Here is a 24,413-nt window from a genome sequence, read left to right as displayed (position 1 = left end):
GGAAGGACGACGGTGCTCGACAACCTGCGCTCGCTGTCCACGTGGCTCTTCACGCCCGTGGCCAAGCTGCTCCTGCGGCTCGGGGTGACGCCGGACGCCGTGACGATGGGCGGCACCCTCGGGACCGTCGTCGTCGCGCTGTGGCTCTTTCCGTCGGGTCACCTCGTCGCCGGTGCGTGGACCCTCGGCGCGCTCGTCCTCGCGGACGCGCTCGACGGCATCATGGCGCGCACGGCGGGCCGCTCGGGCCCGTGGGGCGCGTTCCTCGACTCGACGCTCGACAGGATCGCGGATGCCGCGATCTTCGGCGGCCTCCTGCTCTTCCTCCTGCGCGAGGGCTCGGAGGCGGGGGTCGTCGTCGCGTTCGCGTGCCTCGCGCTCGGCGGGGTCGTGCCGTACGCGAGGGCGCGCGCCGAGGGCCTCGGCATGACGGCGTCCGTCGGCGTCGCGGAGCGTGCCGACCGGCTCGCGATCGCGCTCGTCGCGGCGCTCGTCGTCGGCTACGGCGCGCCGCTCGGCGTCCTCGTATGGACGCTCGGCGTGCTCGCGGTGCTCTCAGCGATCACGGTCGTCCAGCGCATGGCGACCGTGCACCGCCAGGCGCAGGCTCTCGTGCCCGCGACGCCCGCGCCAGCGGGCCCGACGGCGGAGGCGTGAGCATGGACGCTGGTCGGTTCTTCCAGATCGCGTGGGACGTCCTGCCGCGGCTGCCGCGGCCCGTCGTGCGCGGGCTCTTCGCCGCGGCGGCCGACGTCACGTGGCTCGTGCGACCCGCCGGGGTGCGCCGCCTCGAGGCGACGTACGCGCGCGTCCGCCCGGGCCAGGGCCGGCGGGCGCTGCGACGACTCTCCCGCGCGGGCATGCGTTCGTACCTGAGGTACTACAGCGAGGCGTTCACGCTGCGTGCGATGACGCCCGAGCAGATCGACGCCCGGGTCCGAGCCGTCGGCCTCGAGAACGTCGAAGGGCCGCGCGACGCGGGTCGTAGCGTCGTCGGCGCGCTCGGCCACCTCGGCAACTGGGACCTCGCCGGAGCCTGGGCGGGCAGCCACATCATGCCCGTGACGACGGTCGCCGAGCGCCTCGAGCCGCCGAGCCTCTTCGAGGAGTTCCTCGCGTTCCGCGAGGACCTCGGCATGGAGATCCTCGCGCTCGGCGACGACGGCGTCTTCCAGGCGCTCCTGAGGTCCGCGCGTGCGACGCCGCCACGGCTCGTGCCGCTGCTCGCCGACCGGGATCTCGCGGCCTCGGGGATCGAGGTCGACATGTTTGGTCGGCGCGCGCGAGTCGCGGCCGGGCCTGCGGCGCTGAGCGTCGCGACGGGCGCCCCGCTCGTGCCGATCTCCATCACCTACGAGAGGCTCACGGGAGAGCGCCGACGCCTGGCCGGCTCGCCGTGGGGCATCGTCATCCGGTTCCACGCCGAGGTGACGACGGACGCGGCGCTGCCGCGCAAGGAACGCGTCGCGGCCGCGACGCAGGGCTGGGTCGACACCCTCGCGGGTGCGATCTCGGAGAAGCCGGAGGACTGGCACATGCTTCAGCACGTGTTCGTCGAGGATCTCGACCCCGAGCGATACGCGCGTACCCTCGAGCGCGCCGCGCAGCGCGCGGCGGACGATCCCGGCCCTGCAGGAGGTGCGTCGTGAGCGTCCCTCTCGGCGGACGTCGGCTGCGCGTCGGCATCGTGTGCCCGTACTCCTACGACGTCCCCGGCGGCGTGCAGTACCACGTGCGTGATCTCGCCGAGGCACTCATGGCGCGCGGGCACGAGGTCGGCGTGCTCATCGCGGCGGACGACGACACTGAGATCCCGTCGTACATGACGTCCACGGGAAGCTCGGTGCCGCTGCGGTTCAACGGGTCGGTCGCGCGGCTCTCGTTCGGGCCGCTCGTCGCTGCCAAGGTGCGGCGCTGGCTCGACCAGGGCGACTACGACGTGCTCCACCTCCACGAGCCCGTGACCCCGAGCCTCTCGCTGCTAGCCCTGTGGAACGCGACGGGGCCGACGGTCGCGACGTTCCACACGTCGATGGTGCGCTCACGTGCGCTGCAGATGGTCTCGCCGCTCGTGCGGCCCGCGCTCGAGAAGATCGACGCTCGGATCGCCGTCTCGGAGGATGCGCGCCGCACGCTCATCGACCACCTCGGCGGCGACGCTGTCGTCATCCCGAACGGCGTGTATGTCGAGCCGTTCCGCGCGGCGCAGCGTGATGCCCGCTTCACGGGTACGCCCGAGGCCCCGACGATCGCGTTCCTCGGACGGCTCGACGAGCCGCGCAAGGGTCTGCCCGTCCTCGTCGGCGCCGTGCGCGAGGTCGTGGCCCGCATCCCCGACGCGCGCTTCCTCGTCGCCGGCCGCGGGGACGCCGGCCGCGACGCCGCGATCACCGAGCTCGGACCGCTCGCACGGCACGTCGAGTTCCTCGGCGGGATCTCGGACGAGGACAAGGCGGCACTGCTCACCTCGGCCGACGTCTACGTCGCGCCGCAGACAGGCGGCGAGAGCTTCGGCATCGTCCTCGTCGAGGCGATGAGCGCGGGCACGTGCGTCGTCGCGAGCGACCTCGGCGCGTTCCGTCGGGTGCTCGACGAGGGGGAGGCGGGCGTCCTCTTCCGCACGGGCGACAGCGACGACCTCGCGCGCACCCTCCTCGAGGTCCTTGCCGACGACGGGCGTCGTGCCGAGGTCGCGGCCCGCGGCGAGACCGCCGTGCGTCGCTACGACTGGTCGGTCGTCACGGACGAGGTCCTCACGGTCTACGAGATGGTCCTCGCGGCGTCGAACGCGACGGTGCGGGTCGATGACGCGGCGGGTGGCACGGGCCGTCTGCTCGGCGTCGAGGGGAGCGGTTCATGAGGTGGTCGGAGGTCGTCGTCCTCGTCGTCGCCGTCGTCGGTGTCGTGCTCGTCGTCGGCTGGCGGGCCGCGACGCGGCTCGACCGGCTGCACCGCAAGGTCGTCGCGTCGCGCATCGCGCTCGACGCGCAGCTCGTGCGACGTTCGAGCGCTGCGGGCGAGCTCGTCGTCTCCGGGGCGCTCGACCCCGTGGCCGCGTTGCTCGTCGCGGACGCCGTCGTCGCGACGGGTGGCAGCGAGGGACAGGGCGGGCGCGAGCTCGCGGTCGCCGTGCCAGATCTCGCCGACGAGGTACGTGGGGTCGCGACGGGCAGAGTCATCGGCGAGGCGCTCGGCGAGGGCCTCGGCAGCGAGCGCACGGACGCCGAGTCCGACCTCTCGGCAGCCCTGCGGGGAGTTCTCGACACGCCGGAGGAGATCGCGCGCGTGTGCGCCGTGCCCGGCGGGTCCGAGGTGCTCGAGCAGCTCTCGGCCGCGTGGTTCCGGGTGCAGCTCGCGCGCCGCTTCCACAACGAGGCCGTCGCGCAGACGCAGCGCATGCGCGCCAAGGGCTGGGTGCGGCTCGCACGGCTCGCGGGCCGAGCGGCGATGCCGCACACCGTCGAGCTCGACGATGCCTGGCCTGTGGGACTGGGGCGGCCAGGGAGTCACGTTCAGCCCGAAGAGGTCTAGCATGTCCGCGTCCGCACGGGACGTCCGTCCCGGGCAGCCGAACTTCCGAACGAGGTACACATCGTGAGCACCGAGAACTCCTCCGCCCCCGTGGTCGGGACGTCCCACGTCAAGCGCGGCATGGCGGAGATGCTCAAGGGCGGCGTCATCATGGACGTCGTCACGCCGGAGCAGGCGAAGATCGCCGAGGATGCCGGCGCCGTCGCCGTCATGGCGCTCGAGCGCGTCCCCGCCGACATCCGCGCACAGGGCGGCGTCGCGCGCATGAGCGACCCGGACATGATCGCCGGCATCATCGAAGCCGTCTCCATCCCCGTCATGGCGAAGGCGCGCATCGGCCACTTCGTCGAGGCTCAGGTCCTCGAGGCGCTCGGCGTCGACTACATCGACGAGTCCGAGGTCCTCACGCCTGCCGACTACACGCACCACATCGACAAGTGGGCGTTCACGACGCCGTTCGTGTGCGGGGCGACGAACCTCGGCGAGGCGCTGCGCCGCATCACCGAGGGCGCAGCGATGATCCGCTCGAAGGGTGAGGCGGGGACGGGCGACGTCTCGAACGCGACGACGCACATGCGGACGCTGCGCGCCGAGATCGCTCGTCTCTCGTCGATGTCGCACGACGAGCTCTACGTCGCGGCGAAGGAGCTCCAGGCTCCGTACGCGCTCGTCAAGGAGGTCGCGGAGGCCGGGCGTCTGCCCGTCGTGCTCTTCACCGCAGGCGGGATCGCGACGCCGGCCGACGCGGCGATGATGATGCAGCTCGGTGCCGAGGGCGTGTTCGTGGGCTCGGGCATCTTCAAGTCCGGCGACCCCGCCGCGCGTGCCGCGGCGATCGTCAAGGCGACGACGTTCTACGACGACCCCGCGGTCCTCGCGCAGGTCTCGCGCGGGCTCGGCGAGGCGATGGTCGGCATCAACGTCGACGAGGTGCCTGTCGCTCACCGTCTGCAGGACCGCGGTTGGTGACATGGCTGTGAACGGTTCCGCGTCCGCGGTCCCCGGCCCCGTGCCGGGGACCGCGGACGCGGTGCGTCCGGGGGCGCCCGCGTCGGCCGGCTCGCGGGAGGCGGACGCGCCGCTGCACCTCGACGAGGGCTGGGTGCGAGCGGCCGACGGGATGCGTGAGCGGTCGGCGGCCCGGGTGCTCGTGCTCGACGGCTCGGGGGCGGTCCTCCTCGTGCGGGGGCACGATGCCGATGAGCCGGAGCGGCACTGGTGGTTCTCGGTCGGCGGCGGGATCGACCCGGGGGAGTCGCCGCGGCAGGCCGCGGCGCGCGAGCTGCGTGAGGAGACGGGACTCGTCGTCGGTCTCGACGACCTCGAGGGGCCCGTGCTCACGCGGTCGGCGATCTTCGACTTCGCCCGTGAGCACTGCCGCCAGCACGAGGAGTTCTTCGTCCTGCGCGTGGCCGAGCGTCCCGAGCTGAGCCGCGAGGGCTGGACGGAGCTTGAGGAGAGCTTCGTCGACGAGGTGCGCTGGCTGACGGCCGCGGAGCTCGAGGCGAGCTCGGACGAGGTGTTCCCGATGGACCTGCCACGCATCGTGCGGGGGCTCGCCCACGGCTGGGACGGCGTGGTCGAGCGGATCGGCCTCGAGGTCGACGGCGCGAGCTGACACGCCGACGGCCCGGGTGCTCGACCGCGGTCGAGCACCCGGGCCGTCGGTCCGGCTCAGAGCCCGGGGTGGACGACGGCCCCGGACATCGGGGTCCCGCCCCCGCCGAGCGCGCGGACCCTGCGGTTGTTCGACGCCGCGACGCCCCACCAGATGGCGCCCGCCAGCAGCAGGCAGAAGCCGAGGCCGCCGACGGCGAGGCTGCCGAGGATGAGCCCGGTCCCGGCCATGAAGCCCGTCAGGAGATCGTCGAACGTGCCGTTCGGCATGAACGTCAGAACTCCCATGTCGCTGGTGACGTCGATCGTGTACGTGCCGGACTCGGGCGCCGTGACGCGGCCGACGATGGACGCGTTGAGGTCGTTGACAGAGACGTCGCCGGTGGCGCCGACGACGGCGACCGTCCCGCCCGAGGGGGTCGTGACGAGGATGTCGTCGACGTCGAGGAACGCGCTCGTCGACCGGGAGGTCCAGATCTCGTACGTGGAGCCTGCCGTGAGCGCCACCTGGGTCGAGCCGGGGGTGTCGGCGCTCGCGATCGAGTCGGCAAGCTCGGTGAGGCTGGCGGGAGCAGTCTCGGCGATGCGGCCGATCCCCACGACGAGCATCACGACCGCGACGATGCTCAGACCGAGACCCGTGAACGTGAGGATCTTGGCGCCGAGCGTCTTGCGCATGCGCGGTGCGGGCTGCCAAGCCGGTGCGCCGTACTGCGGCTGACCGTAGCCACCGGGGGCAGGTGCATAGCCGCCCGACGTCGGGTACGGCTGCGCTGCCGGGGCTCCGTAGGGCTGCCCGGCAGGGGCTCCGTAGGGCTGCCCCGCGGGGACACCGTAGGTCGGGGCCGCGGTGGGGGGCGGAGGCGCGCCCGGGCCGGGCGTGGGCGTGCTGTACGGGTCGCTCCCTGGCATCGTCATGGCGCAAAAGTAGCAGGACGGCCGCGTGGAAGCGTTCTCGGTGCGGCCTCGTCGCGCCCAGGCATGTCGGTGCCCCGCGACGCAGTCGGCGCGGGGCACCCGGTCGGCCCGTCGGACGGGCGGAGCGTCAGTCGGCGCGGCGTGCGGCGACGACCTCGATCTCGACCTTCGCACCGCGCGGGAGGGCGACGACGGCGAAGGCTGACCGTGCCGGGAGGACCGGCCCGGTGAAGCGCGATGCGTAGACCGCGTTGACGTCGGCGAAGTCGTCGATGTCGGTGAGCAGGACCGTCGTCTTGACGACGTCGTCCAGGGTGAGGCCGTCCGCGGCGAGGACAGCCGCGACGTTCGTGAGCGACCTCGCGGCCTGGGTCGCGGCGTCGGTGCCGTCGACCTCGCCCGTGGCGGGGTCGATCGGGAGCTGGCCGGAGACGTGGACGAAGGGGTGGGCGACGACTCCCTGGCTGTACGGGCCGATCGCGCCGGGGGCGGCCTCGGTGGTGAGCGCGTGGGGGGCGGGGATCGTGGGCATGGTGCTCCTCGGTGGTGCAGGTGCCCGGTGCGGGGCGTTGCCCCGCACCGGGCAGGGTGTCAGTCGACGGTGGCGATCTCGAGCTTCTGACTGCGCCGGACCTTGATCTCGTAGGCCAGGAGCAGGCCTCCGACCCAGAGCGGGCCGACGACGAGCGCGGTGCGGTAGGCGTCGTTGAAGGCCATGAGGACGACGACGAGCAGCATGAACGCGAGCACGACCCAGGTCGTCACCTCGCCTCCGGGCATCTTGAACTGGAGCTTGGCGGCGGCCTCGGGGCCGATGCGACGGCGGAACTTGCGCTGGGTCACCATGATCATCGACCAGTTGATGATGCCTGCGATCGTCGCGATGGACATGAGGTACTTGAACGCGAAGTCGGGCCAGATGAGGACGACGATGACGGCGAGGACGGTGACGGCCGAGGACGTGAGGACGCCGGCGACCGGGACGCCGTTGGGGGACATCTGCTTGAGGTAGGCCGGGGCGTTGCCCTGGTGGGCGAGCGAGTAGAGCATGCGGCCGTTGGAGTAGAGCGCCGAGTTGTACACCGACATGACGGCGGTGAGGACGACGAGGTTGAGGATGTGGGCCGCCCCGGAGATCCCGACGTTGTCGAAGATCTGGACGAACGGGCTCATCTTTCCGTCGATGGTGCCCCACGGGATGACGGCCATGATGATGGCGAGCGCGCCGATGTAGAAGATGAGGATGCGCCAGATCACCTGGTTGATCGCCTTGGGGATCGAGCGACGGGGCTCGTCGGCCTCGCCGGCGGTGATCCCGATGAGCTCGGTCCCGCCGAAGGAGAACATCACGACGACCAGTGCGAGCAGTATCCCGCTGCCGCCTTGTGCGAAGAACCCGCCGTCGTCGACGAGGTGCGCGAACGAGGGATCGGGGAGCCCGGGGTTGTTGTTGATGCCCCAGACGACGACGACGAGGCCGAGGACGATCATGCCGATGACGGCCGCGACCTTGATCATGGCGAACCAGAACTCGAACTCGCCGAACGCCTTGACGCCGATGAGGTTGATCGCCGTGATGGACACGAGGAAGAAGGCCGCGGAGAGCCACTTGGGGACCCCGGGGAACCAGTAGTTGACGAAGCCGCCGACGACGGCGAGCTCGACCATCGCGACGGCGATGTAGTTGAACCAGTAGTTCCAACCGGAGACGAACCCTGCGCGGGCGCTCCAGTTCTTGTACGCGTAGTGGGAGAACGCCCCCGAGTTGGGGTCGTCGACGGACATCTCGCCGAGCGCGCGCACGACGAGGAAGATCATCGCGCCGCCGACGAGGTAGGCGAGGAGGATCGCGGGGCCGGCGAGGCCGATGGACTCGGCGGAGCCGTAGAAGAGGCCCGTGCCGATCGCGCCGCCGAGGGCGATCATCTGGATGTGGCGGTTCTTCAGCTCTCGCTTGAAGCCGCCGGTGGTGCCCTCGGGCGCGGTCGCGCGCTCGGGCGTGGTCTGGGTGGACATGCAGGTACTCCGGGTTCGCCGTTGAAGTGGGAGCAGTGCGCGCCGGGTCCGTGGGGTGACGGCCGGCGTGGCGGCGGCCCGGGGTGCTGGGCCGCCGCCGTCGGGGGTGTCAGTCGCGCACGGGGCGCAGGCGGGCGGTGAAGTGCCGCAGGACCTTGGGGGCCTCGATGATCTCGTAGCCGGGCACCGTCTCCGCGCGGTCGCGGATGGCGATGATGGCGTCGGCGATGACGTCGAGGTGCGACTGCGTGTAGACGCGACGGGGCATGGCGAGTCGCGTGAACTCGGCGATCGCCTGCTGCGGCTCGCCTGTGACGGGGTGCGGGTCGAGAAGGTAGGAGCCGATGTCGCAGGCGCGGATGCCGGCCTCGAGGTAGAGCTCGACGGCGAGGGCGTGTCCCGGGAAGCGGTGCCAGGGCACGTGGGGGAGCACGGCGCCCGCGTCGACGAAGACGCCGTGGCCGCCGACCGGGTCCTGGAACGGGACGCCGGCTGCGCGCAGGCGCTCGCCGAGGTACTGGTTCTGTCCGATGCGGTAGGCGAGGAAGTCCTCGTCGAGGCCCTCCTCGAGCCCGATCGCGAGGGCCTCGATGTCGCGGCCCGCGAGGCCGCCGTAGGTGAGGAAGCCCTCGAAGGGCACGACGGCGCCCTTGAGCTTGGCGACGAGCTCGGGGTTGTCGCGGACGGCGACGAGACCGCCCATGGAGACGATCGCGTCCTTCTTCGCCGACATCGTGAAGACGTCGCCGCAGTCGAAGGTGGCGCGGGTGATCTCGCGGATCGTCGCGTCCTTGAACTCGGGCTCGCGCTGCTTGACGAACCAGGCGTTCTCGGCGAAGCGCGCCGCGTCGATGACGAGGAGGATCCCGTGGTGGTGCGCGACGGCGGCCACCTCGCGCATGTTGGCGACGGAGACGGGCTGGCCGCCGACGGAGTTGTTCGTGATCGTCATGACGATCGCGGCGATCTGGTCGGCGCCCTTCTCGGCGATGAGGGCCTCGAGGGCGGGCACGTCCATGTTGCCCTTGAAGTCGGCGGGGATCGCGGGGTCGCGGCCCTCGGCGCAGACGAGGTCGACGGGAAGGCCGCCCGCGAGGCCGACGTGGCCGCGGGTGGTGTCGAAGAACGTGTTGGAGACGACGATCTGTCCGGGGGTGACGATCGAGGGGAAGAGGACCTTCTCGGCGGCTCGGCCCTGGTGGACGGGCTGGACCCAGTCGTACCCGAAGATCTCGTCGGTCGCCTTCATGAGGTGGTAGTAGCTCTTCGACCCGGAGTAGGCCTCGTCGCCGAGCATGATGCCGGCCCACTGCTGGTCGCTCATCGCGCCCGTGCCGGAGTCGGTGAGGAGGTCGATGTAGACGTCCTCGGCGCGGAGGCCGAAGCTGTTCCAGCCGGCCTCGGCCATGCGCTCGCGCCGGTACTCGGGCGTGGTCATGCGGATGGGTTCGACCATCTTGATCTTGAACGGCTCGGGGATGTACTTCAACGCTCTCTCCTTCGTGAGGGTGCACGTGGGGGCTGCGTCGCCCCGCGGGCCGCCTCTTCGCGACTCGCTTCAACGCTTGTTGAGAACCGTACAGAGACTGTTGAACTCTTCAACGGGACTTTGGTCACCTCAACACCTGTCGGCTATCTCGGGTACTGTGAGGGTTCCCGACGACGGGTGACGAGCAGGGAAGAGGATGATCGTGGGACCCCAGGCACCAGTGGAGACGAACGGCGTCGTCGCGACGCTCGCCCAGCTCGCGGAGCCGCTCGCGGCGATCATCCCCGGCGACTGCGAGGTCGTCATCCACGACCTCGGACGCCTTCCCGACTCGATCGTCGCGATCGCCGGTGGCCTCACGGGGCGCACCGTCGGCAGCCCCGCGACCGACATGCTCCTGCGCGCCGTGGCACGCGGCGAGGCGCGAACGACGCTCGGCTACACGAGCCGCACGGACGACGGGCGCGAGCTGCGTTCGTCGACGATCGTCGTGTCGGGAGCGGACGGCCGCGCGGTCGCCGCCCTGTGCATCAATGCCGACGTCTCGGCGTGGCGCGCCGTCGCGAGCCTCGTCGAGACGATGCTGCCCGCTGCCAGCCACGAGAGCGGCGGCACCAGCTCCGCGGAGGAGTACCCGCGGGACGTCGACTCGCTCGCCCACGGCCTGCTCTCCCGCGCGCTCGCCGACGTCGAGGTGCCCGTCGAGCTCATGCAGAAGCGGCACAAGCTCACTGTCGTCCAGGACCTGCGCGACCGTGGTTTCTTCCAGCTCAAGGAGAGCGTCGAGACCGCGGCGAAGGCTCTCGCGGTGAGCCGGTTCACCATCTACAACTACCTCAACGAGCTCGGGCCCGAGGAGTCCGCGGGCATGTGAGACGCGGGCGGTCGGGCGCGTTCGTACGCCGTCGTGGCCGTAGCATGGTGCGACGTGAACCCGACGATCGGTGTCCTGGCGCTCCAGGGCGACGTCCCTGAGCACGTGAAGGCCCTCGAGGCCGCAGGTGCGCGCGCTGTGCGCGTCCGCCGTGCTGCCGAGCTCGAGCAGGTCGACGGGCTCGTCCTGCCGGGCGGGGAGTCGACGACGATGAGCAGGCTCCTCGACGTGTTCGAGATGCGCGAGCCGCTGCTCGCGCGTCTGCGCGACGGCATGCCGGCCTACGGCTCGTGCGCGGGGATGATCCTGCTCGCGGACCGGGTGCTCGACGGCACGGCCGACCAGCGCTCGCTCGGCGGCATCGACATGACGGTGCGGCGCAACGCCTTCGGACGGCAGGCCGACTCGTTCCAGACGACGCTCGACCTCCGAGGTGTCGAGGGCGGCCCCGTGCCGGCGACGTTCATCCGGGCGCCCTGGGTCGAGGAGGTCGGCGCGCGCGTCGAGGTGCTCGCGACCGTGGGGGACGGCCCGGCCACCGGTAGGATCGTGGCAGTCGCGCAGGGCCCTCTCATGGCGACGTCGTTCCACCCGGAGATCACGGGCGACGCCAGGGTTCACGCAATGTTCGCAAGACTCGTCTCGAAGGAGCGGTAAGGCATGTCCGGTCACTCCAAGTGGGCCACCACGAAGCACAAGAAGGCGGCGATCGACGCCAAGCGCGGCAAGCTGTTCGCCAAGCTCATCAAGAACATCGAGGTGGCTGCCCGTACGGGCGGCGGTGACCCCGGGGGAAACCCCACGCTCTTCGACGCGATCCAGAAGGCCAAGAAGACCTCGGTCCCCAACGACAACATCGAGCGTGCCGTCAAGCGCGGCTCGGGTGCCGAGGCCGGTGGCGCGGACTACCAGACGATCATGTACGAGGGCTATGCGCCCGGCGGCATCGCCGTCCTCGTCGAGTGCCTCACGGACAACAAGAACCGTGCGGCAGCCGAGGTCCGCGTCGCGTTCTCGCGCAACGGCGGCCAGATGGCCGACCCGGGCTCGGTCTCGTACCTCTTCTCCCGCAAGGGTGTTGTCGTCGTCCCCAAGCAGGGCACGGACGAGGACGCCGTCATGGAGGCGACGCTCGACGCGGGCGCCGAGGAGGTCAACGACGAGGGCGACTTCTTCGAGATCCTCTCCGAGGCGACAGACCTCGTCGCGGTGCGCACGGCGCTCCAGGACGCAGGCATCGAGTACGACTCGGCCGACACGGTCTTCCACCCGTCGTTGGAGATCGAGGTCGACGTCGACCGTGCCCGCGCGGTGCTGCGACTCATCGACGCGCTCGAGGACTCGGACGACGTCCAGAACGTCTACTCGAACTTCGACGCCTCGGACGAGGTGCTCGCGGCGCTCGACGAGGACTGACCATCACTCCGGCGGCGCGTCGACCTGCGGGTCGACGCGCCGCCGTCGTCCCCGGACGGGGCAGGAAGGGGCTGACGTGAGGGTGCTGGGTGTGGACCCTGGGCTCACGCGCTGCGGCGTGGGCGTCGTCGACTCGTTGCCGGGCCGCCGGGCGAGGCTCGTCGCTGTCGGTGTCATCGAGTCGCCGCCGTCGCTGAGCCTCGACCTGCGGCTCCGCACGATCGCCGACGGGCTCGACGCATGGCTCGACGAGCACGTCCCCGACGTCCTCGCGGTCGAGCGCGTCTTCGCGCAGCACAACGTCTCGACGGTCATGGGTACCGCGCAGGCTGCGGGGCTCGCGATGGTCGCCGCGGCGCGTCGTGGCGTCCCTGTCGCGATGCACACGCCGTCGGAGGTCAAGGCCGCCGTGACGGGCAACGGACGGGCGGACAAGGCGCAGGTCCAGTCGATGATCGCGAAGATCCTCGGGCTCGCCGAGGCGCCGCAGCCTGCGGACGCGGCGGACGCGCTGGCACTCGCGGTCTGCCACCTGTGGCGCCCCTCGGGTGCGCTGCAGGGCGGTGACCATCACGAGCTGACGCCCGCCCAACGGGCATGGGCGGCCGCGGAGGACGCGGCGCGCCGCGGCGGGGGACGTCGGTAGCTCTTGCTACGGTGGTGCGGTGTTCGTACAGGTGTTTGAAGCGGTTGGTGCCATGCTGGTAGCCGACCCGGAGGGAGCGTCGTGATCGCCTCGGTACGTGGTGAGGTGCTCGCGGTCGGGATCGACCGCGCCGTCGTCGAGACGGGAGGCGTCGGGCTCTCCGTGCTCGCGACGCCGTCGACTCTCGCGCTGCTGCGTGTGGGGGAGCACGCGCGCCTCCACACGACGCTCGTCGTGCGCGAGGACTCCTTCACGCTCTACGGCTTCGCCGACGTCGACGAGCGCGAGACCTTCGACACCGTGCAGACGGTCTCGGGCATCGGCCCGCGGACCGCCCTCGCTATGCTTGCGGTGCTCTCGCCCGACGCCCTGCGGGGCGCGGTCGCCGACGGCAACCTCACGACGCTCATGAAGGTCCCCGGCATCGGCCGCAAGGGTGCTCAGCGGCTCGTGCTCGAGCTCGGCGACAAGCTCGGACCCGTGCGCGGCGGCGCGGCGGCAGAGGCTGCCGTGGCGGTCGTCGACCACCGCGTCAAGGTCGTCGAGGCGCTCGAGGGCCTGGGCTGGACGGCGCGGACCGCGGAGGACGCGGTGAGCGACGTGCTCACGGCGCGCGGTCACGCGGCGGACGAGCCGCTCGCCGAGGGCGACGTGCCCGACGTCCTGCGCGCCTCGCTGCGCATGCTCGGGGGTCGTCGTGGCTGAGGCGCCCGCGGAGCGGCTCCTCGACGGTGGTGCCGACGAGATCGAGCGTGCGGCGGAGGCCGCGCTGCGACCCCGCAGGCTCGAGGAGTTCGTCGGGCAGAAGACCGTGCGCGACCAGCTCTCCCTCGTCCTCCACGCCGCGCTCGGGCGTGGAGGCACCCCCGACCACGTGCTGCTCTCGGGGCCGCCCGGCCTCGGCAAGACGACGCTCGCGATGATCATCGCTGCGGAGCTCGGGACGTCGTTGCGCGTGACGTCGGGCCCCGCGATCACGCATGCGGGCGACCTTGCGGCGGTCCTTTCCTCGCTCGAGGAGGGCGAGGTCCTCTTCATCGACGAGATCCACCGGCTCGCGAGGCCGGCCGAGGAGCTCCTCTACATGGCGATGGAGGACTTCCGCGTCGACGTCGTCGTCGGGAAGGGGCCGGGCGCGAGCGCGATCCCGCTCGCGCTGCCGCCCTTCGTCGCGGTGGGAGCGACGACGCGCGCAGGGCTGCTGCCGGCCCCGCTGCGCGACCGCTTCGGCTTCACAGGTCACCTCGACTTCTACGACGCTTCCGAGCTCGAGCAGGTGCTCGTGCGGAGCGCGGGCCTCCTCGGGACGGTCCTCGAGCACGACGCCGCCGCCGAGATCGCCGGTCGCTCGCGCGGCACGCCTCGCATCGCGAACCGTCTGCTGCGTCGCGTGCGGGACTGGGCGCAGGTGCGTGGCGACGGCCGGCTCGACCTGCGCGCCGCGCGTGCGGCGCTCGAGGTGTACGAGGTCGACGTTCTCGGCCTCGACCGCCTCGACCGCGCGGTGCTCTCGGCGCTGTGCACGCGGTTCGGTGGCGGACCTGTCGGGCTCTCGACGCTCGCGGTCGCGGTCGGTGAGGAGCCCGAGACCGTCGAGACGGTCGCCGAACCGTTCCTCGTGCGCGAGGGGCTCATGAGCCGGACACCGCGTGGTCGGGTCGCGACTCCCGCGGCGTGGGCACATCTCGGGCTCGACGCACCGGCGTGAGCGTCGCGCGGGAACCTCGCGCGAGCGGCGGGCGTTGGACCTCGCGAACCGCCGCTAGACTGCGGCAGGCGAAGTCCACCCCCGAAGGAGCATCCTCGTCATGACCGACGTCACGAACCTCGCAGCCGGCGCAGCCGGTGGCGGCGGCGACATCTTCCTCTACGTCGTCCTCGGCGCCCTCGTCCTCATGATGTTCTTCGGCTCACGTCGGGCCAAGAAGCAGCAGCGTGAGGCGACGGCCTTCCGCGACAGCCTTGAGATCGGCACCGAGGTCATGACCGGCTCCGGCTTCTTCGGGACGATCGTCGAGGTCGAGGGTGACCGCATCACGCTCGCGTCGGTCGACGGCGCACGGACGACGTGGATCCGCCAGGCGGTGGCCAAGGTCGTCGAGCCGGTCGTCGAGGACGACGATGCCCTGACGTCCGACGACGAGCTCGACGGCACCGACGGGACGGACACGCCCGGGTCGTCGCAGGACGGGCGACCGACGAACGACTAGGCTCGGCGCGCGGCCCCTCGGGCGCACGTCGACTGAACCGGACCAGGCCTCCTGGTCCGCACACGGGAAGAGATCACTCTGGTGGCGAGCAGTACGAAGAAGACGCGTCCGCTGCGGACGCTCATCAGCCTCGCGATCCTCATCGCACTCGCTGCCGGCGGTCTTGCCGCAGGCGTGAAGTGGGGAGACGCGGACTGGACCCCGAACCTGGCGCTCGACCTCGAGGGCGGGACGCAGATCATCCTCACCCCGGTCGCGACCGACGGCTCGACGATCACCGAGGAGGACATCCGCCAGGCGATCAACGTCATCCGCCAGCGTGTCGACGCCTCGGGTGTCGCTGAGGCCGAGATCTCGAGCCAGGGTGGCCAGAACATCGTCGTCGCGCTCCCGGGCAAGCCCGACCAGGCGACGCTCGACCTGGTGCGTCGTTCGGCCCAGATGAACTTCCGTCCCGTGCTCGTCCAGGACTACGGCTTCGCTGCCGAGCCGACGCCGACCCCGTCGGCCACCGCGACCGACAAGGCCACGGACCAGGCAACGGACAAGGCCACCGACAAGGCTTCTGACGAGCCCACGACGACCGAGACCTCGGGCGGCACCGGCGGCAAGACGAAGGCCACCGCGACGTCGACCGACAAGGCGACGGACAAGGCCACGGACGGAGCGACCGACAAGGCCACCGACAAGGCCACGGACGAGCCCACCGCGACGCCGACGACGGCCCCGACGGCTGACCCGTCGAACCCTTCCGACCTCGCGCAGATCACGCCCGCGATCCAGAAGCAGTTCGACGACCTCGTGTGCGACCAGTCGAAGCTCACGGGTGGTGACTCCGGCGACCCGAAGGCGCCGCTCGTCACGTGCTCCGACGACGGCATCTTCAAGTACATCCTCGGCCCGGTCGAGATCCCCGGCACGCAGATCAAGAACGCGCAGTCCGGCCTCAAGGTCGTCGGCAACGCGACGACCAACGAGCCGGTCGTCAACATCGAGTTCACCGCTGAGGGCAAGGACGCCTTCTACGAGACGACCAAGCGTCTCGCTGGCCTCTACGCCCTGCAGGGCACGGGCAACGTCGCCCCCAACCTCTTCGCGATGGTGCTCGACGGCCTCGTCATCTCCGCCCCGTCGGTGGAGAATGCGATCCCGGACGGCCGCGCAGAGATCTCGGGCTCGTTCACGCGTGCGAGCGCGGCGACTCTCGCGAACCAGCTGAACTTCGGTTCGTTGCCGCTCGACTTCAAGGTGCAGAGCGAGATGGAGATCTCGGCGACCCTCGGGTCCGAGCAGCTCCAGAAGGGTCTGCTCGCAGGCCTCATCGGCCTCATCCTCGTCGTCGTCTACTCGCTGCTGCAGTACAGGGTGCTCGGCTTCGTCACCGTTGCGTCGCTCATCATGGCGACGATCATCACGTACCTCACGATCACCTACCTCTCGTGGCTGCAGGGCTATCGCTTGTCGCTCGCGGGTGTGACGGGCCTCATCGTGGCGATCGGTATCACAGCTGACTCGTTCATCGTCTACTTCGAGCGCATCCGTGACGAGCTACGTGACGGACGCGCCCTCGTGGGCTCGGTCGAGAAGGGCTGGGATCGTGCCCGCCGCACGATCCTCGCGTCCGACGCGGTCAACCTGCTCGCTGCGATCGTGCTGTTCTTCCTCGCGGTCGGCGGCGTGCGCGGCTTCGCGTACACGCTCGGTCTCACGACAGTCATCGACGTCATCGTGGTCTTCTTCTTCACCCACCCGCTCATGGAGCTGCTCGCGAAGACCCGCTTCTTCGGCGGTGGCCACCCTGCGTCGGGTCTCGACCCGCGTCAGCTCGGCGGACGTGCTGCGGTCTACCAGGGGCGGGGCCGCGTGCGGGCGCCGAAGGCGACCGCAGGCACGAAGGTCTCGGCCGAGGCCGCGCTCGGCGGCCTCGCGGGCGCCACGGCGACCGAGGTCGAGGACCGCCCGCTGACGATCGCCGAGCGCCGTGCGCTTGCGCAGAGCGAGGCGGAGGAGGCGACGACCGCGGTCGTGGCCGACGACGCCGCGATCGAGGCGACCCAGGACGATGCAACGCAGGCCGCGACCACCGAGGTCGCCGGCTCGGACGAGGAGAAGCACTGATGGCTCGCAGCGGGTTCTCCCAGTGGGGCAACGACCTCCACACGGGCCGTCGCTCGTACAACATCGTCGGCCGACGCAAGGGCTTCTTCGCGGCGTCGCTCGTCATCGTCGTGCTCTGCGCGCTCGTGCTCGGCATCCGGGGCTTCAACTTCGGTATCGAGTTCACGGGCGGTTCCGAGTTCACGATCTCCGGCATCTCGGACCGTTCGCAGTCGCTTGCGACTGACACCGTCGCTGAGGCCGGCGTCCTCGAGGCGCCGCGTGTGTCCTCGCTCGGGTCGTCAGCCATGCGGGTCCAGACCGTGCCGCTCGAGCAGGAGCAGATCGACGCCATCAAGGCCGGTCTCGCCAAGGCGTTCGAGGTCCCCGACAGCTCCGTGACGGTGACGACGATCGGTGCGACGTGGGGCAAGGACGTCTCGTCGAAGACGATCCAGGGCCTCATCGTCTTCGTCCTGCTCGTCACGGTCGTCATGACGGCCTACTTCCGCAACTGGCGCATGGCCGCGGGCGCGATCATCGCGCTGTTCCACGACCTCATCCTCACCCTGGGCGTCTACGCGCTCGTCGGCTGGGAGGTCACCCCGGCCACGATGATCGGCTTCCTCACGATCCTCGGCTACTCGATCTACGACACCGTCGTGGTCTTCGACAAGGTCCGTGAGAACACCGACGGCATCCTCGCGCAGAAGCGCTCGACGTACGAGGAGCAGGCGAACCTCGCGGTCAACCAGACCCTCGTGCGCTCGATCAACACGTCGGTCGTCGCACTCCTGCCCGTGAGCTCGATCCTCTTCATCGGTGCGTTCGTCCTCGGCGCGGGCACGCTGCGCGACATCGCGCTCGCGCTGTTCGTCGGCATGGCGGCAGGCACGTACTCGTCGATCTTCCTCGCGACGCCCCTCGAGGTCGCGCTGCGCGACCGCGAGCCCGCGATCAAGGCGCACACGGAGAAGGTCCTCGCGCTGCGCGCAGGCTCGGGCGAGGGCGAGGAGCTCTCGGCGTACGCCGTCGCGGGCAAGCTCCTCCCGGGCCAGCACCAGGGCCACTCGGCGCAGCCGAAGCGACGCAAGAAGTGACCGCACCGGTTCGTCGTTCGGCCGACGTCGCGATCGTCGAGGGCCTGCTGCGCGAGGTCCCGGACTTCCCGCAGCCGGGCGTCATCTTCCGTGACGTCGCGGGCGTCCTCGCCTCGGGCGAGGGACTCGCGGCGGCCACGCGGGCGATGGCCGACCTCGCGAGCGAGCTCGGTGAGTTCGACCTCGTCGCCGGCATGGAGGCCCGCGGGTTCCTCTTCGGAGCGCCGCTCGCGGCTCACCTCGGCACGGGGTTCATCCCGGTGCGGAAGGCCGGCAAGCTGCCTCCGCCCGTGCTCGGCGCGACCTATGAGCTCGAGTACGGGACGGCGACGCTCGAGCTGCGCGACGGCACGATCCCGGCCGGTGCGCGGGTGCTCGTCCTCGACGACATCCTGGCGACAGGCGGGACCGCGTCGGCCGGGGCGGATCTCGTCGAGCGCGCCGGTGGCACGGTCGTCGGGCTCGCGTTCCTCTTCGAGATCCCCGAGCTCGGCGGCCGCGAGCGGCTGGCCGGGCGCGAGGTGCGCTCGCTCATCGTCTGAGCACCTACGACGACGCAGGCGGCGCCGACCCCTCTCCGGGGGCGGCGCCGTCCGCGCGTCGGGGCGTCGCGACGTGCGGGGTCAGCCGTCGTCCGGTGTCCGGCGTGCGTCCTCGCGCGCAGGGACACCCGCGACGCGCCGTAGACTGTCCGTCTGCGGATCGTTCGACGTCGTCCGGGGCACGTGCCCGGACGCTGACGTCCCGGCGACGGGACGGACGGGAGGGGCCCATGACCGACGACACGAAGGCTCCGACCCCTGCGCGGGCAGCCTCGGACGCGGCCCCCACGGCGCCGACCCCGGCGCGACCGTCGTCGCTCATGCGCTGGTTCACGCCGCGTGCGGGTGCGTCTCCTGCGCTCGAGCCGGTGCTGCAGGCCGTGCGCACCAACCACCCCAAGGCCGACCTGGCCCTCATCGAGCGTGCGTACGTCACGGCGGAGAAGGCTCACCGCGGCCAGAAGCGCCGCTCGGGCGACCCCTACATCACGCACCCCGTCGCCGTGGCGACGATCCTCGCGGAGCTCGGCATGACCGAGCCGACGGTCGCAGCGGCGCTGCTCCACGACACCGTCGAGGACACGGACTACTCGCTCGACCAGCTGACGCGGGAGTACGGCGAGGAGATCGCCATGCTCGTCGACGGCGTGACGAAGCTCGACAAGGTGAAGTTCGGTGATGCCGCGCAGGCGGAGACCGTGCGCAAGATGGTCGTCGCGATGTCGCGCGACATCCGGGTGCTCGTCATCAAGCTCGCCGACCGGCTCCACAACGCGCGGACGTGGAAGTTCGTCCCGGCGGAGTCCGCGAGCCGGAAGGCCCGTGAGACGCTCGAGATCTACGCGCCGCTCGCGCACCGGCTCGGAATGAACACGATCAAGTGGGAGCTCGAGGACCTTTCGTTCCAGACGCTCTACCCCAAGGTCTACGACGAGATCGTGCGTCTCGTGGCCGAGCGTGCCCCGGCGCGCGAGGAGTACCTCGCGGTCGTCCGTGAGCAGATCGTCGCCGACCTGCGCTCCGCGAAGATCAAGGCCACCGTCACCGGCCGTCCCAAGCACTACTACTCCGTGTACCAGAAGATGATCGTCCGCGGGCACGACTTCGAGGACATCTACGACCTCGTCGGCACGCGGGTCCTCGTCGACTCGGTGCGCGACTGCTACGCGGCGCTCGGTGCGCTGCACGCGCGGTGGAACCCGGTCCCGGGCCGGTTCAAGGACTACATCGCGATGCCGAAGTTCAACATGTACCAGTCGCTGCACACGACGGTCATCGGCCCTGGCGGCAAGCCCGTCGAGATCCAGATCCGGACCTTCGAGATGCACCGTCGCGCGGAGTACGGCGTCGCGGCGCACTGGAAGTACAAGGAGGCCGCGAAGGCCGGCGCCGGGGGGCCCGACGCCGGCGCGGCAGACATGCAGTGGCTCCGCCAGCTCGTCGACTGGCAGCGCGAGACCGCAGACCCCACGGAGTTCCTCGACTCGCTGCGCTTCGAGATGGCGGGCCAGGAGGTCTACGTCTTCACGCCCAAGGGCGAGGTCATGGCGCTCCCGGCGGGCTCGACGCCCGTGGACTTCGCGTATGCCGTCCACACCGAGGTCGGGCACCGGACCATGGGCGCCCGCGTTAACGGGCGTCTCGTGTCGCTCGACTCGCCGCTCGAGAACGGCGACGTCGTCGACGTCCTCACGTCCAAGTCCGAGACCGCGGGGCCGAGCCAGGACTGGCTCGCGTTCGTCAAGAGCCCTCGCGCCCGCAACAAGATTCGGCAATGGTTCTCCAAGGGCCGCCGCGAGGAGGCCGTCGAGCACGGCAAGGAAGCGATCGCCAAGGCGATGCGCAAGCAGAACCTTCCGATCCAGCGGCTCCTCAGCCACGAGGCCCTCGCAGGGCTCGCCTCGGACATGCGTTACGCGGACGTCTCGGCGCTCTATGCGGCCGTCGGCGAGGCCCAGGTGTCGGCGCAGACCGTCGTCTCGCGGCTCGTGCAGTCGTTCGGCGGCGAGGACGGAGCCCAGGAGGACCTCGCCGAGGTCGCGCTGCCGGGCGCGACGCGCCGCCGTTCGCGCCAGGGAGACCCTGGCGTGGTCGTCAAGGGCGTCGACGACATCTGGGTGAAGCTCGCCAAGTGCTGTACCCCGGTGCCGGGCGACGAGATCGTCGGCTTCATCACGCGCGGTCAGGGGGTCTCGGTCCACCGGTCCGACTGCGTCAACGTCGAGGCGCTGCGGGACCAGCCGGAGCGCTTCGTCGACGTCGCGTGGAACGTCGGTGCGAGCACGCTGTTCCTCGTGCAGATCCAGGTCGAGGCTCTCGATCGCGCCAGGCTGCTCTCGGACATCACGCGGGTGCTCTCGGACAACCACGTCAACATCCTCTCGGCGTCCGTCTCGACGTCGTCGGACCGCGTCGCGACATCACGCTTCGTCTTCGAGATGGCGGAGCCAGCGCACCTTGCGACGGTGCTCAAGGCGGTGCGCAAGGTCGAGGGCGTCTTCGACGTCTACCGCGTCACGGGATCGCGCGCGACGCACTCGGGCTGACACCGTCGTCTCGAGGTGTCGGCTACGAAGCGGCCTAGGTGTCGTGCCCGGGTCTCTGGCGGGGGGAGACGAGTGCCGCGAGCTCGGCGACGACGTCGAGGGACTCGCTGGCCAACGGGCCCGGCGGATGTGCGCGCAGGCACGCGGCGAGCCGAGCCGTGTCGAGCAGCCCGTCGTGGCACAGGCGCTCGAGCGCAGGGAGCGAGAGCTCGCGCGGCACGTGCCTCGCGAGGTCGACCGCGGTGCGTAGCGGTCGCGTGACGAGGAGCCCGCCGAGGCCCTCGACGTCGTCGTCGGCGACCGTCGCCTGGTGGGTGCGCAGGTCCGGACGCCGGGTCGGTCGGTGCGCGGTCGGCGGGTAGAGCACCGCGAGCGTGCGCGGGTCGCCGTGGCCGGTGTGGACCCACACGGCGCTCAGCCGGCCGACGACGGTGCGGGGCGGGATGCGCGCGGCGAGGGCGACGAGCCGGTCCGTGCGCGTGACGGACGCACCGGGCAGGACTGCGACGTCGGGGGCGAGCATCACCAGGCGCCTCGAGGTGCGGAGCTCGGCGAACGCGACCGGGCCCCCGACATCCCCGGCGCGGACGGTGCGCGGGAGCGTCGTCGGGGGCGGTGTGAGGACGTGGCGCAGCAGCACGTCCCCAGGATGCGCGACGGCCCCGGTGGATCACCACCGGGGCCGTCGACCTGTGGACGGTGCGTCAGCCGCGAGCGTCCTCGGCGGCGCGGACGATCTGCTCGAGCCATGCGCGCTTGGCCGTGACGGCCTCCTCGAGCGAGCGGACCTTGCGGTCGTCACCCTTTGCGCGGGCGGCCTCGAGCTCGCCCTCGAGCTGGGCGATCGACGCCTCGAGCTGCGCAGCGGCGCCCTCGGCGCGTGCGCGCGTCTCGGGGTTGGTGCGTGCCCACTGGGCCTGCTCCGAGTCGCGGACCGCGGTCTCGACGGCGCGCATACGAGCCTCGACGCGTCCCATCGCGTTGCGCGGGACCTTGCCGGCCTCCTCCCAGCGCTCCTGGACGTCGCGCAGGACGGCCTTGGCGCGAGCGAGGTCGGTCACGGGCACGAGGGCTTCGGCCTCGACGAGCAGGGCCTCCTTGACCGTGAGGTTGGCCTCGTACTCGGCGTCGGTGGCGGCGTTGTCGGCGTCTCGGGCGGCGAAGAACGTGTCCTGGGCAGCGCGGAAGCGGGCCCAGAGCGCGTCGTCGTCCTTGCGGTTGGCGCGGCCCGCTGCCTTCCAGCGGTCCATGAGGATGCGGTACGCGCCCGCGGTCGCACCCCAGTCGGTCGAGGTCGCGAGGGCCTCGGCCTCGGCGACGAGCGACTCCTTGGCAGACTTTGCGGAGGAGTTGCGGGTCTCGAGCTCGGCGAAGAAGTGACGACGCTCACGGTCGAACGTCGTGCGGGCGTGGCTGAACCGCTTCCAGAGCGACTCCTCCGTCGGGCGGTCGATGCGCGGGCCGTTGCGCTGCGCGTCCTTCCACTCGTCGAGGAGCTGGCGGAGGCGGTCGCCCGACGGACGCCACTGGATCCGCGACGGGTCGGTGCCGGCGATCTCCTCGGCGGCCTCGACGATCGCGGTGCGGCTGGTGACCGCGGCCGCCCGGGCAGCGGTGCGCTCGGCGTCGAGCTCGGAGCGGCGCTGGGCGGCGCGCTCGCGCAGGCCGTCGAGGCGCGTGCGAAGGCCGGCGATGTCGCCGACGGCGGACGGCTCGGCGAGGTCCTCGGCGAGGCGCGCGAGCGTCTGGTCGATCTCCTTGACAGCGAGGTCCGCAGATCCGAGGCGTGCCTCGAAGAGGACGACCTTCGACTGGATCTCGAGAAAGCGGCGGATGTAGAGGGCCATGGCCTCCTCGGCGCTCACGCCGGGGAACTGACCGACGGCCCGCTCGGTGTCGCCCTCACGGACGTAGACGGTGCCGTCCTCGTCGACCCGGCCGAACGCAGCAGCGGCGAGGGCCTCGGCGGCGTCGTCGGGCGCGGCGACCGGGGCGGCGTCCGCGGGACGGGCCTGGGCGACGGCGCTCGGGCGCGGCGCGGGGCGGGGGACGGGGCGCGGGGACGGCCTCGGGCGTGCCGCGGCGGGTGCCACGTCGGCAGCGGGTGCCTCTTCGGCAGCAGGTGACTCGACAGCCGCGGGCTCCTCGGACGGTGCCTCGACGGCGGCCGCCTCGGCAGGAGCCTCGGGCTCGACGGCGAGGGTCTCCTCGGCGTCGACCTCGGCGGGAGCCTCCGGCTCGGCGGCGGCGTCCACAGCGGCAGGAGCCTCGGGCTCGGCGGCAGCGACCTCGGCGACGACCTCGGCAGGAGCCTCGGCGGCCTCGGGCTGGGCGGTCTCGGGAGCGGTGCCCTCGGTGGGCTCGACGATCGCGTCGTCGGCAGTGGGGGTGGTCTCGGACACAGGGCATCACTCCTCATGTTGTGACGCGTCCCGGTCGGCGCGACCGGGGCGACATCAGCGACTGTCCCCGCAGGGGGACCGGTGGGCGCCGGTTCGAGGACGAACACGGCCGTGGCCAGTCTAGGCACTTCACGGCGCGCGCGTGTGCGGGGGAGGCACCCTGTCCGCGCAGGGCTGACGGGACGCGCACGGCTAGCCTGGGCGTATGCCTGCCGTCGATGCGCCCGTGTTCCGCCTCACGACCCTCGTCGCACCGGTGCTCGGGGCCTCGTGCCACGTGCTCTCGGCGGCCGGGACGGGCCCGTGCGTCGTCGTCGACGCGGGCGGGGGAGTCGCTCCGGCGTTGCTCGCGCACCTTGCGGAGAACGGCCTCGAACCGGTCGCGGTGCTCGCGACGCACGGGCACCTCGACCACGTGTGGGACGGCCCGCTCGTCGCGGGCGACCTCGGTATCCCGTTCGTCCTCCACGCGGCCGACGCGCACCGGCTCACGGACCCGTTCGGGACGCTCGACCCGTGGGGTCCGCGCGGCCCGCTCGTCCAGGCGGTCGCGCAGCAGGGCGTCCGGACCGACGAGACGCGCGTCCCGGAGCACGTCGTGACGTTCGACGGCGCGTGCACCCTGCTCGTCGGGCCGGGCGGGCTGCTCGGCGACGACGTGCTCGGTCCGGGCGTGACGGTCGAGGCCGTCCACGCACCGGGGCACACCGAGGGCTCGACGCTCTACGTCGTGAACGGCGTCCCGGACGACGCCTCGGCGCTGCCGCGTCCGGGGCGGCCCGGCGGCACGCTGACGTCGACCGTGCTCACGGGCGACGTCCTCTTCGCGGGGAGCGTCGGACGCACCGACCTGCCCGGCGGTGACGGTGCTGCCATGGCGCGCACCCTGCGGGACGTCGTCGGGACGCTGCCCGCCGACGCGCTCGTGCTGCCCGGGCACGGCCCCGCGACGACCGTCGGGCACGAGACCGCGACGAACCCCTACCTCGCGCGCCGGTAGGATCGGGGA

Annotated in this window: 24 protein-coding genes; 18 read left to right on the top strand and 6 right to left on the bottom strand. The window is 71.5% G+C overall.

Annotation, left to right across the window (positions count from 1 at the left end; translation table 11 throughout):
- Positions 1–12 precede the first annotated feature (12 nt).
- The 6 genes from pgsA (at position 13) to G7063_RS08210 (ending at position 5,149) form a co-directional block, all read left to right on the top strand.
- On the top strand, positions 13–657 hold the full coding sequence (gene pgsA, locus G7063_RS08235; protein WP_166413970.1) for a phosphatidylinositol phosphate synthase: 645 nt from the start codon (positions 13–15) through the stop codon (positions 655–657).
- Positions 654–1,649: a phosphatidylinositol mannoside acyltransferase gene (locus G7063_RS08230; protein WP_370520692.1), complete on the top strand. Its 996-nt coding sequence runs from the start codon at positions 654–656 to the stop codon at positions 1,647–1,649. The genes pgsA and G7063_RS08230 overlap by 4 nt, the downstream gene beginning before the upstream one ends.
- Complete coding sequence (locus G7063_RS08225) at positions 1,646–2,860, top strand: glycosyltransferase family 4 protein (protein WP_304610648.1); 1,215 nt, start codon at positions 1,646–1,648, stop codon at positions 2,858–2,860. Before G7063_RS08230 ends, G7063_RS08225 begins: the two co-directional genes overlap by 4 nt.
- Complete coding sequence (locus G7063_RS08220; RefSeq protein ID WP_166413968.1) at positions 2,857–3,531, top strand: hypothetical protein; 675 nt, start codon at positions 2,857–2,859, stop codon at positions 3,529–3,531. The genes G7063_RS08225 and G7063_RS08220 overlap by 4 nt, the downstream gene beginning before the upstream one ends.
- A 63-nt stretch (positions 3,532–3,594) precedes the next feature.
- Positions 3,595–4,500, top strand: coding sequence for a pyridoxal 5'-phosphate synthase lyase subunit PdxS (gene pdxS / locus G7063_RS08215; RefSeq protein WP_206188124.1), 906 nt, complete (start codon positions 3,595–3,597; stop codon positions 4,498–4,500).
- Between the two features lies 1 nt (position 4,501).
- Positions 4,502–5,149 carry an NUDIX hydrolase gene (locus tag G7063_RS08210; protein ID WP_166413967.1) on the top strand — a complete coding sequence of 216 codons (648 nt, stop codon included), beginning with the start codon at positions 4,502–4,504 and terminating at the stop codon, positions 5,147–5,149.
- Positions 5,150–5,205: 56 nt separating this feature from the next.
- On the opposite strand, the gene G7063_RS08205 is transcribed toward G7063_RS08210, so the two are convergent.
- The 4 genes from G7063_RS08205 to G7063_RS08190 form a co-directional block, all read right to left on the bottom strand.
- Positions 5,206–6,066, bottom strand: coding sequence for a PPC domain-containing protein (locus tag G7063_RS08205; RefSeq protein ID WP_166413966.1), 861 nt, complete (start codon positions 6,064–6,066; stop codon positions 5,206–5,208).
- A gap of 127 nt (positions 6,067–6,193) precedes the next feature.
- Positions 6,194–6,598, bottom strand: coding sequence for a Rid family detoxifying hydrolase (locus tag G7063_RS08200; protein ID WP_166413965.1), 405 nt, complete (start codon positions 6,596–6,598; stop codon positions 6,194–6,196).
- Between the two features lie 59 nt (positions 6,599–6,657).
- Positions 6,658–8,082, bottom strand: coding sequence for an amino acid permease (locus tag G7063_RS08195; protein WP_206188123.1), 1,425 nt, complete (start codon positions 8,080–8,082; stop codon positions 6,658–6,660).
- Between the two features lie 109 nt (positions 8,083–8,191).
- Positions 8,192–9,571, bottom strand: a complete 1,380-nt coding sequence (locus G7063_RS08190; RefSeq protein ID WP_166413964.1) for a tryptophanase — start codon at positions 9,569–9,571, stop codon at positions 8,192–8,194.
- A gap of 196 nt (positions 9,572–9,767) precedes the next feature.
- On the opposite strand from G7063_RS08190, the gene G7063_RS08185 reads away from it, so the two are divergent.
- The 11 genes from G7063_RS08185 to G7063_RS08135 all read left to right on the top strand — a co-directional run bounded on the left by G7063_RS08185 (position 9,768) and on the right by G7063_RS08135 (position 21,002).
- Entirely contained in the window at positions 9,768–10,445 is a 678-nt protein-coding gene (locus tag G7063_RS08185) for a transcriptional regulator (protein ID WP_166413963.1), read from the top strand.
- 54 nt (positions 10,446–10,499) lie between these two features.
- Positions 10,500–11,102, top strand: coding sequence for a pyridoxal 5'-phosphate synthase glutaminase subunit PdxT (pdxT, locus tag G7063_RS08180; RefSeq protein ID WP_166413962.1), 603 nt, complete (start codon positions 10,500–10,502; stop codon positions 11,100–11,102).
- Positions 11,103–11,105: 3 nt separating this feature from the next.
- Positions 11,106–11,861 (top strand): YebC/PmpR family DNA-binding transcriptional regulator, encoded by a 756-nt coding sequence (locus tag G7063_RS08175; protein ID WP_166413961.1) that lies wholly within the window; start codon positions 11,106–11,108, stop codon positions 11,859–11,861.
- A 76-nt stretch (positions 11,862–11,937) separates the two neighbouring features.
- Positions 11,938–12,507, top strand: a complete 570-nt coding sequence (gene ruvC, locus G7063_RS08170) for a crossover junction endodeoxyribonuclease RuvC (protein WP_166413960.1) — start codon at positions 11,938–11,940, stop codon at positions 12,505–12,507.
- An 81-nt stretch (positions 12,508–12,588) separates the two neighbouring features.
- The gene (ruvA, locus tag G7063_RS08165) at positions 12,589–13,212 is read left to right on the top strand and encodes a Holliday junction branch migration protein RuvA (protein WP_166413959.1); all 624 of its coding nucleotides are present in this window, start codon (positions 12,589–12,591) and stop codon (positions 13,210–13,212) included.
- The gene (gene ruvB, locus G7063_RS08160; RefSeq protein WP_166413958.1) at positions 13,205–14,215 is read left to right on the top strand and encodes a Holliday junction branch migration DNA helicase RuvB; all 1,011 of its coding nucleotides are present in this window, start codon (positions 13,205–13,207) and stop codon (positions 14,213–14,215) included. The genes ruvA and ruvB overlap by 8 nt, the downstream gene beginning before the upstream one ends.
- A gap of 100 nt (positions 14,216–14,315) precedes the next feature.
- On the top strand, positions 14,316–14,717 hold the full coding sequence (gene yajC, locus G7063_RS08155; RefSeq protein WP_166413957.1) for a preprotein translocase subunit YajC: 402 nt from the start codon (positions 14,316–14,318) through the stop codon (positions 14,715–14,717).
- A gap of 81 nt (positions 14,718–14,798) precedes the next feature.
- Complete coding sequence (gene secD / locus G7063_RS08150; protein WP_240916005.1) at positions 14,799–16,835, top strand: protein translocase subunit SecD; 2,037 nt, start codon at positions 14,799–14,801, stop codon at positions 16,833–16,835.
- On the top strand, positions 16,835–17,914 hold the full coding sequence (gene secF / locus G7063_RS08145) for a protein translocase subunit SecF (RefSeq protein WP_166413956.1): 1,080 nt from the start codon (positions 16,835–16,837) through the stop codon (positions 17,912–17,914). Before secD ends, secF begins: the two co-directional genes overlap by 1 nt.
- Positions 17,911–18,456, top strand: a complete 546-nt coding sequence (locus tag G7063_RS08140; RefSeq protein WP_166413955.1) for an adenine phosphoribosyltransferase — start codon at positions 17,911–17,913, stop codon at positions 18,454–18,456. Before secF ends, G7063_RS08140 begins: the two co-directional genes overlap by 4 nt.
- Positions 18,457–18,686: 230 nt before the next feature.
- Positions 18,687–21,002 carry a bifunctional (p)ppGpp synthetase/guanosine-3',5'-bis(diphosphate) 3'-pyrophosphohydrolase gene (locus tag G7063_RS08135; protein WP_166413954.1) on the top strand — a complete coding sequence of 772 codons (2,316 nt, stop codon included), beginning with the start codon at positions 18,687–18,689 and terminating at the stop codon, positions 21,000–21,002.
- A 34-nt stretch (positions 21,003–21,036) separates the two neighbouring features.
- Here G7063_RS08135 and G7063_RS08130 read toward each other — a convergent pair whose 3' ends face one another.
- Both G7063_RS08130 and G7063_RS08125 read right to left on the bottom strand, forming a co-directional pair.
- Positions 21,037–21,642: a type IV toxin-antitoxin system AbiEi family antitoxin gene (locus tag G7063_RS08130; protein ID WP_166413953.1), complete on the bottom strand. Its 606-nt coding sequence runs from the start codon at positions 21,640–21,642 to the stop codon at positions 21,037–21,039.
- A gap of 64 nt (positions 21,643–21,706) precedes the next feature.
- Positions 21,707–23,404: a DUF349 domain-containing protein gene (locus G7063_RS08125; protein WP_240916004.1), complete on the bottom strand. Its 1,698-nt coding sequence runs from the start codon at positions 23,402–23,404 to the stop codon at positions 21,707–21,709.
- Between the two features lie 205 nt (positions 23,405–23,609).
- Between G7063_RS08125 and G7063_RS08120 the strand changes: the two genes are divergently transcribed.
- Positions 23,610–24,404 (top strand): MBL fold metallo-hydrolase, encoded by a 795-nt coding sequence (locus G7063_RS08120; protein WP_166413952.1) that lies wholly within the window; start codon positions 23,610–23,612, stop codon positions 24,402–24,404.
- The last annotated feature ends 9 nt before the right edge of the window (positions 24,405–24,413 follow it).

This window comes from Sanguibacter sp. HDW7, from assembly GCF_011300875.1.
Lineage (GTDB): Bacteria > Actinomycetota > Actinomycetes > Actinomycetales > Cellulomonadaceae > Flavimobilis.
Note: the sequence above shows the minus strand (reverse complement) of the source record. Positions and strands in the feature narration are given on the sequence as shown.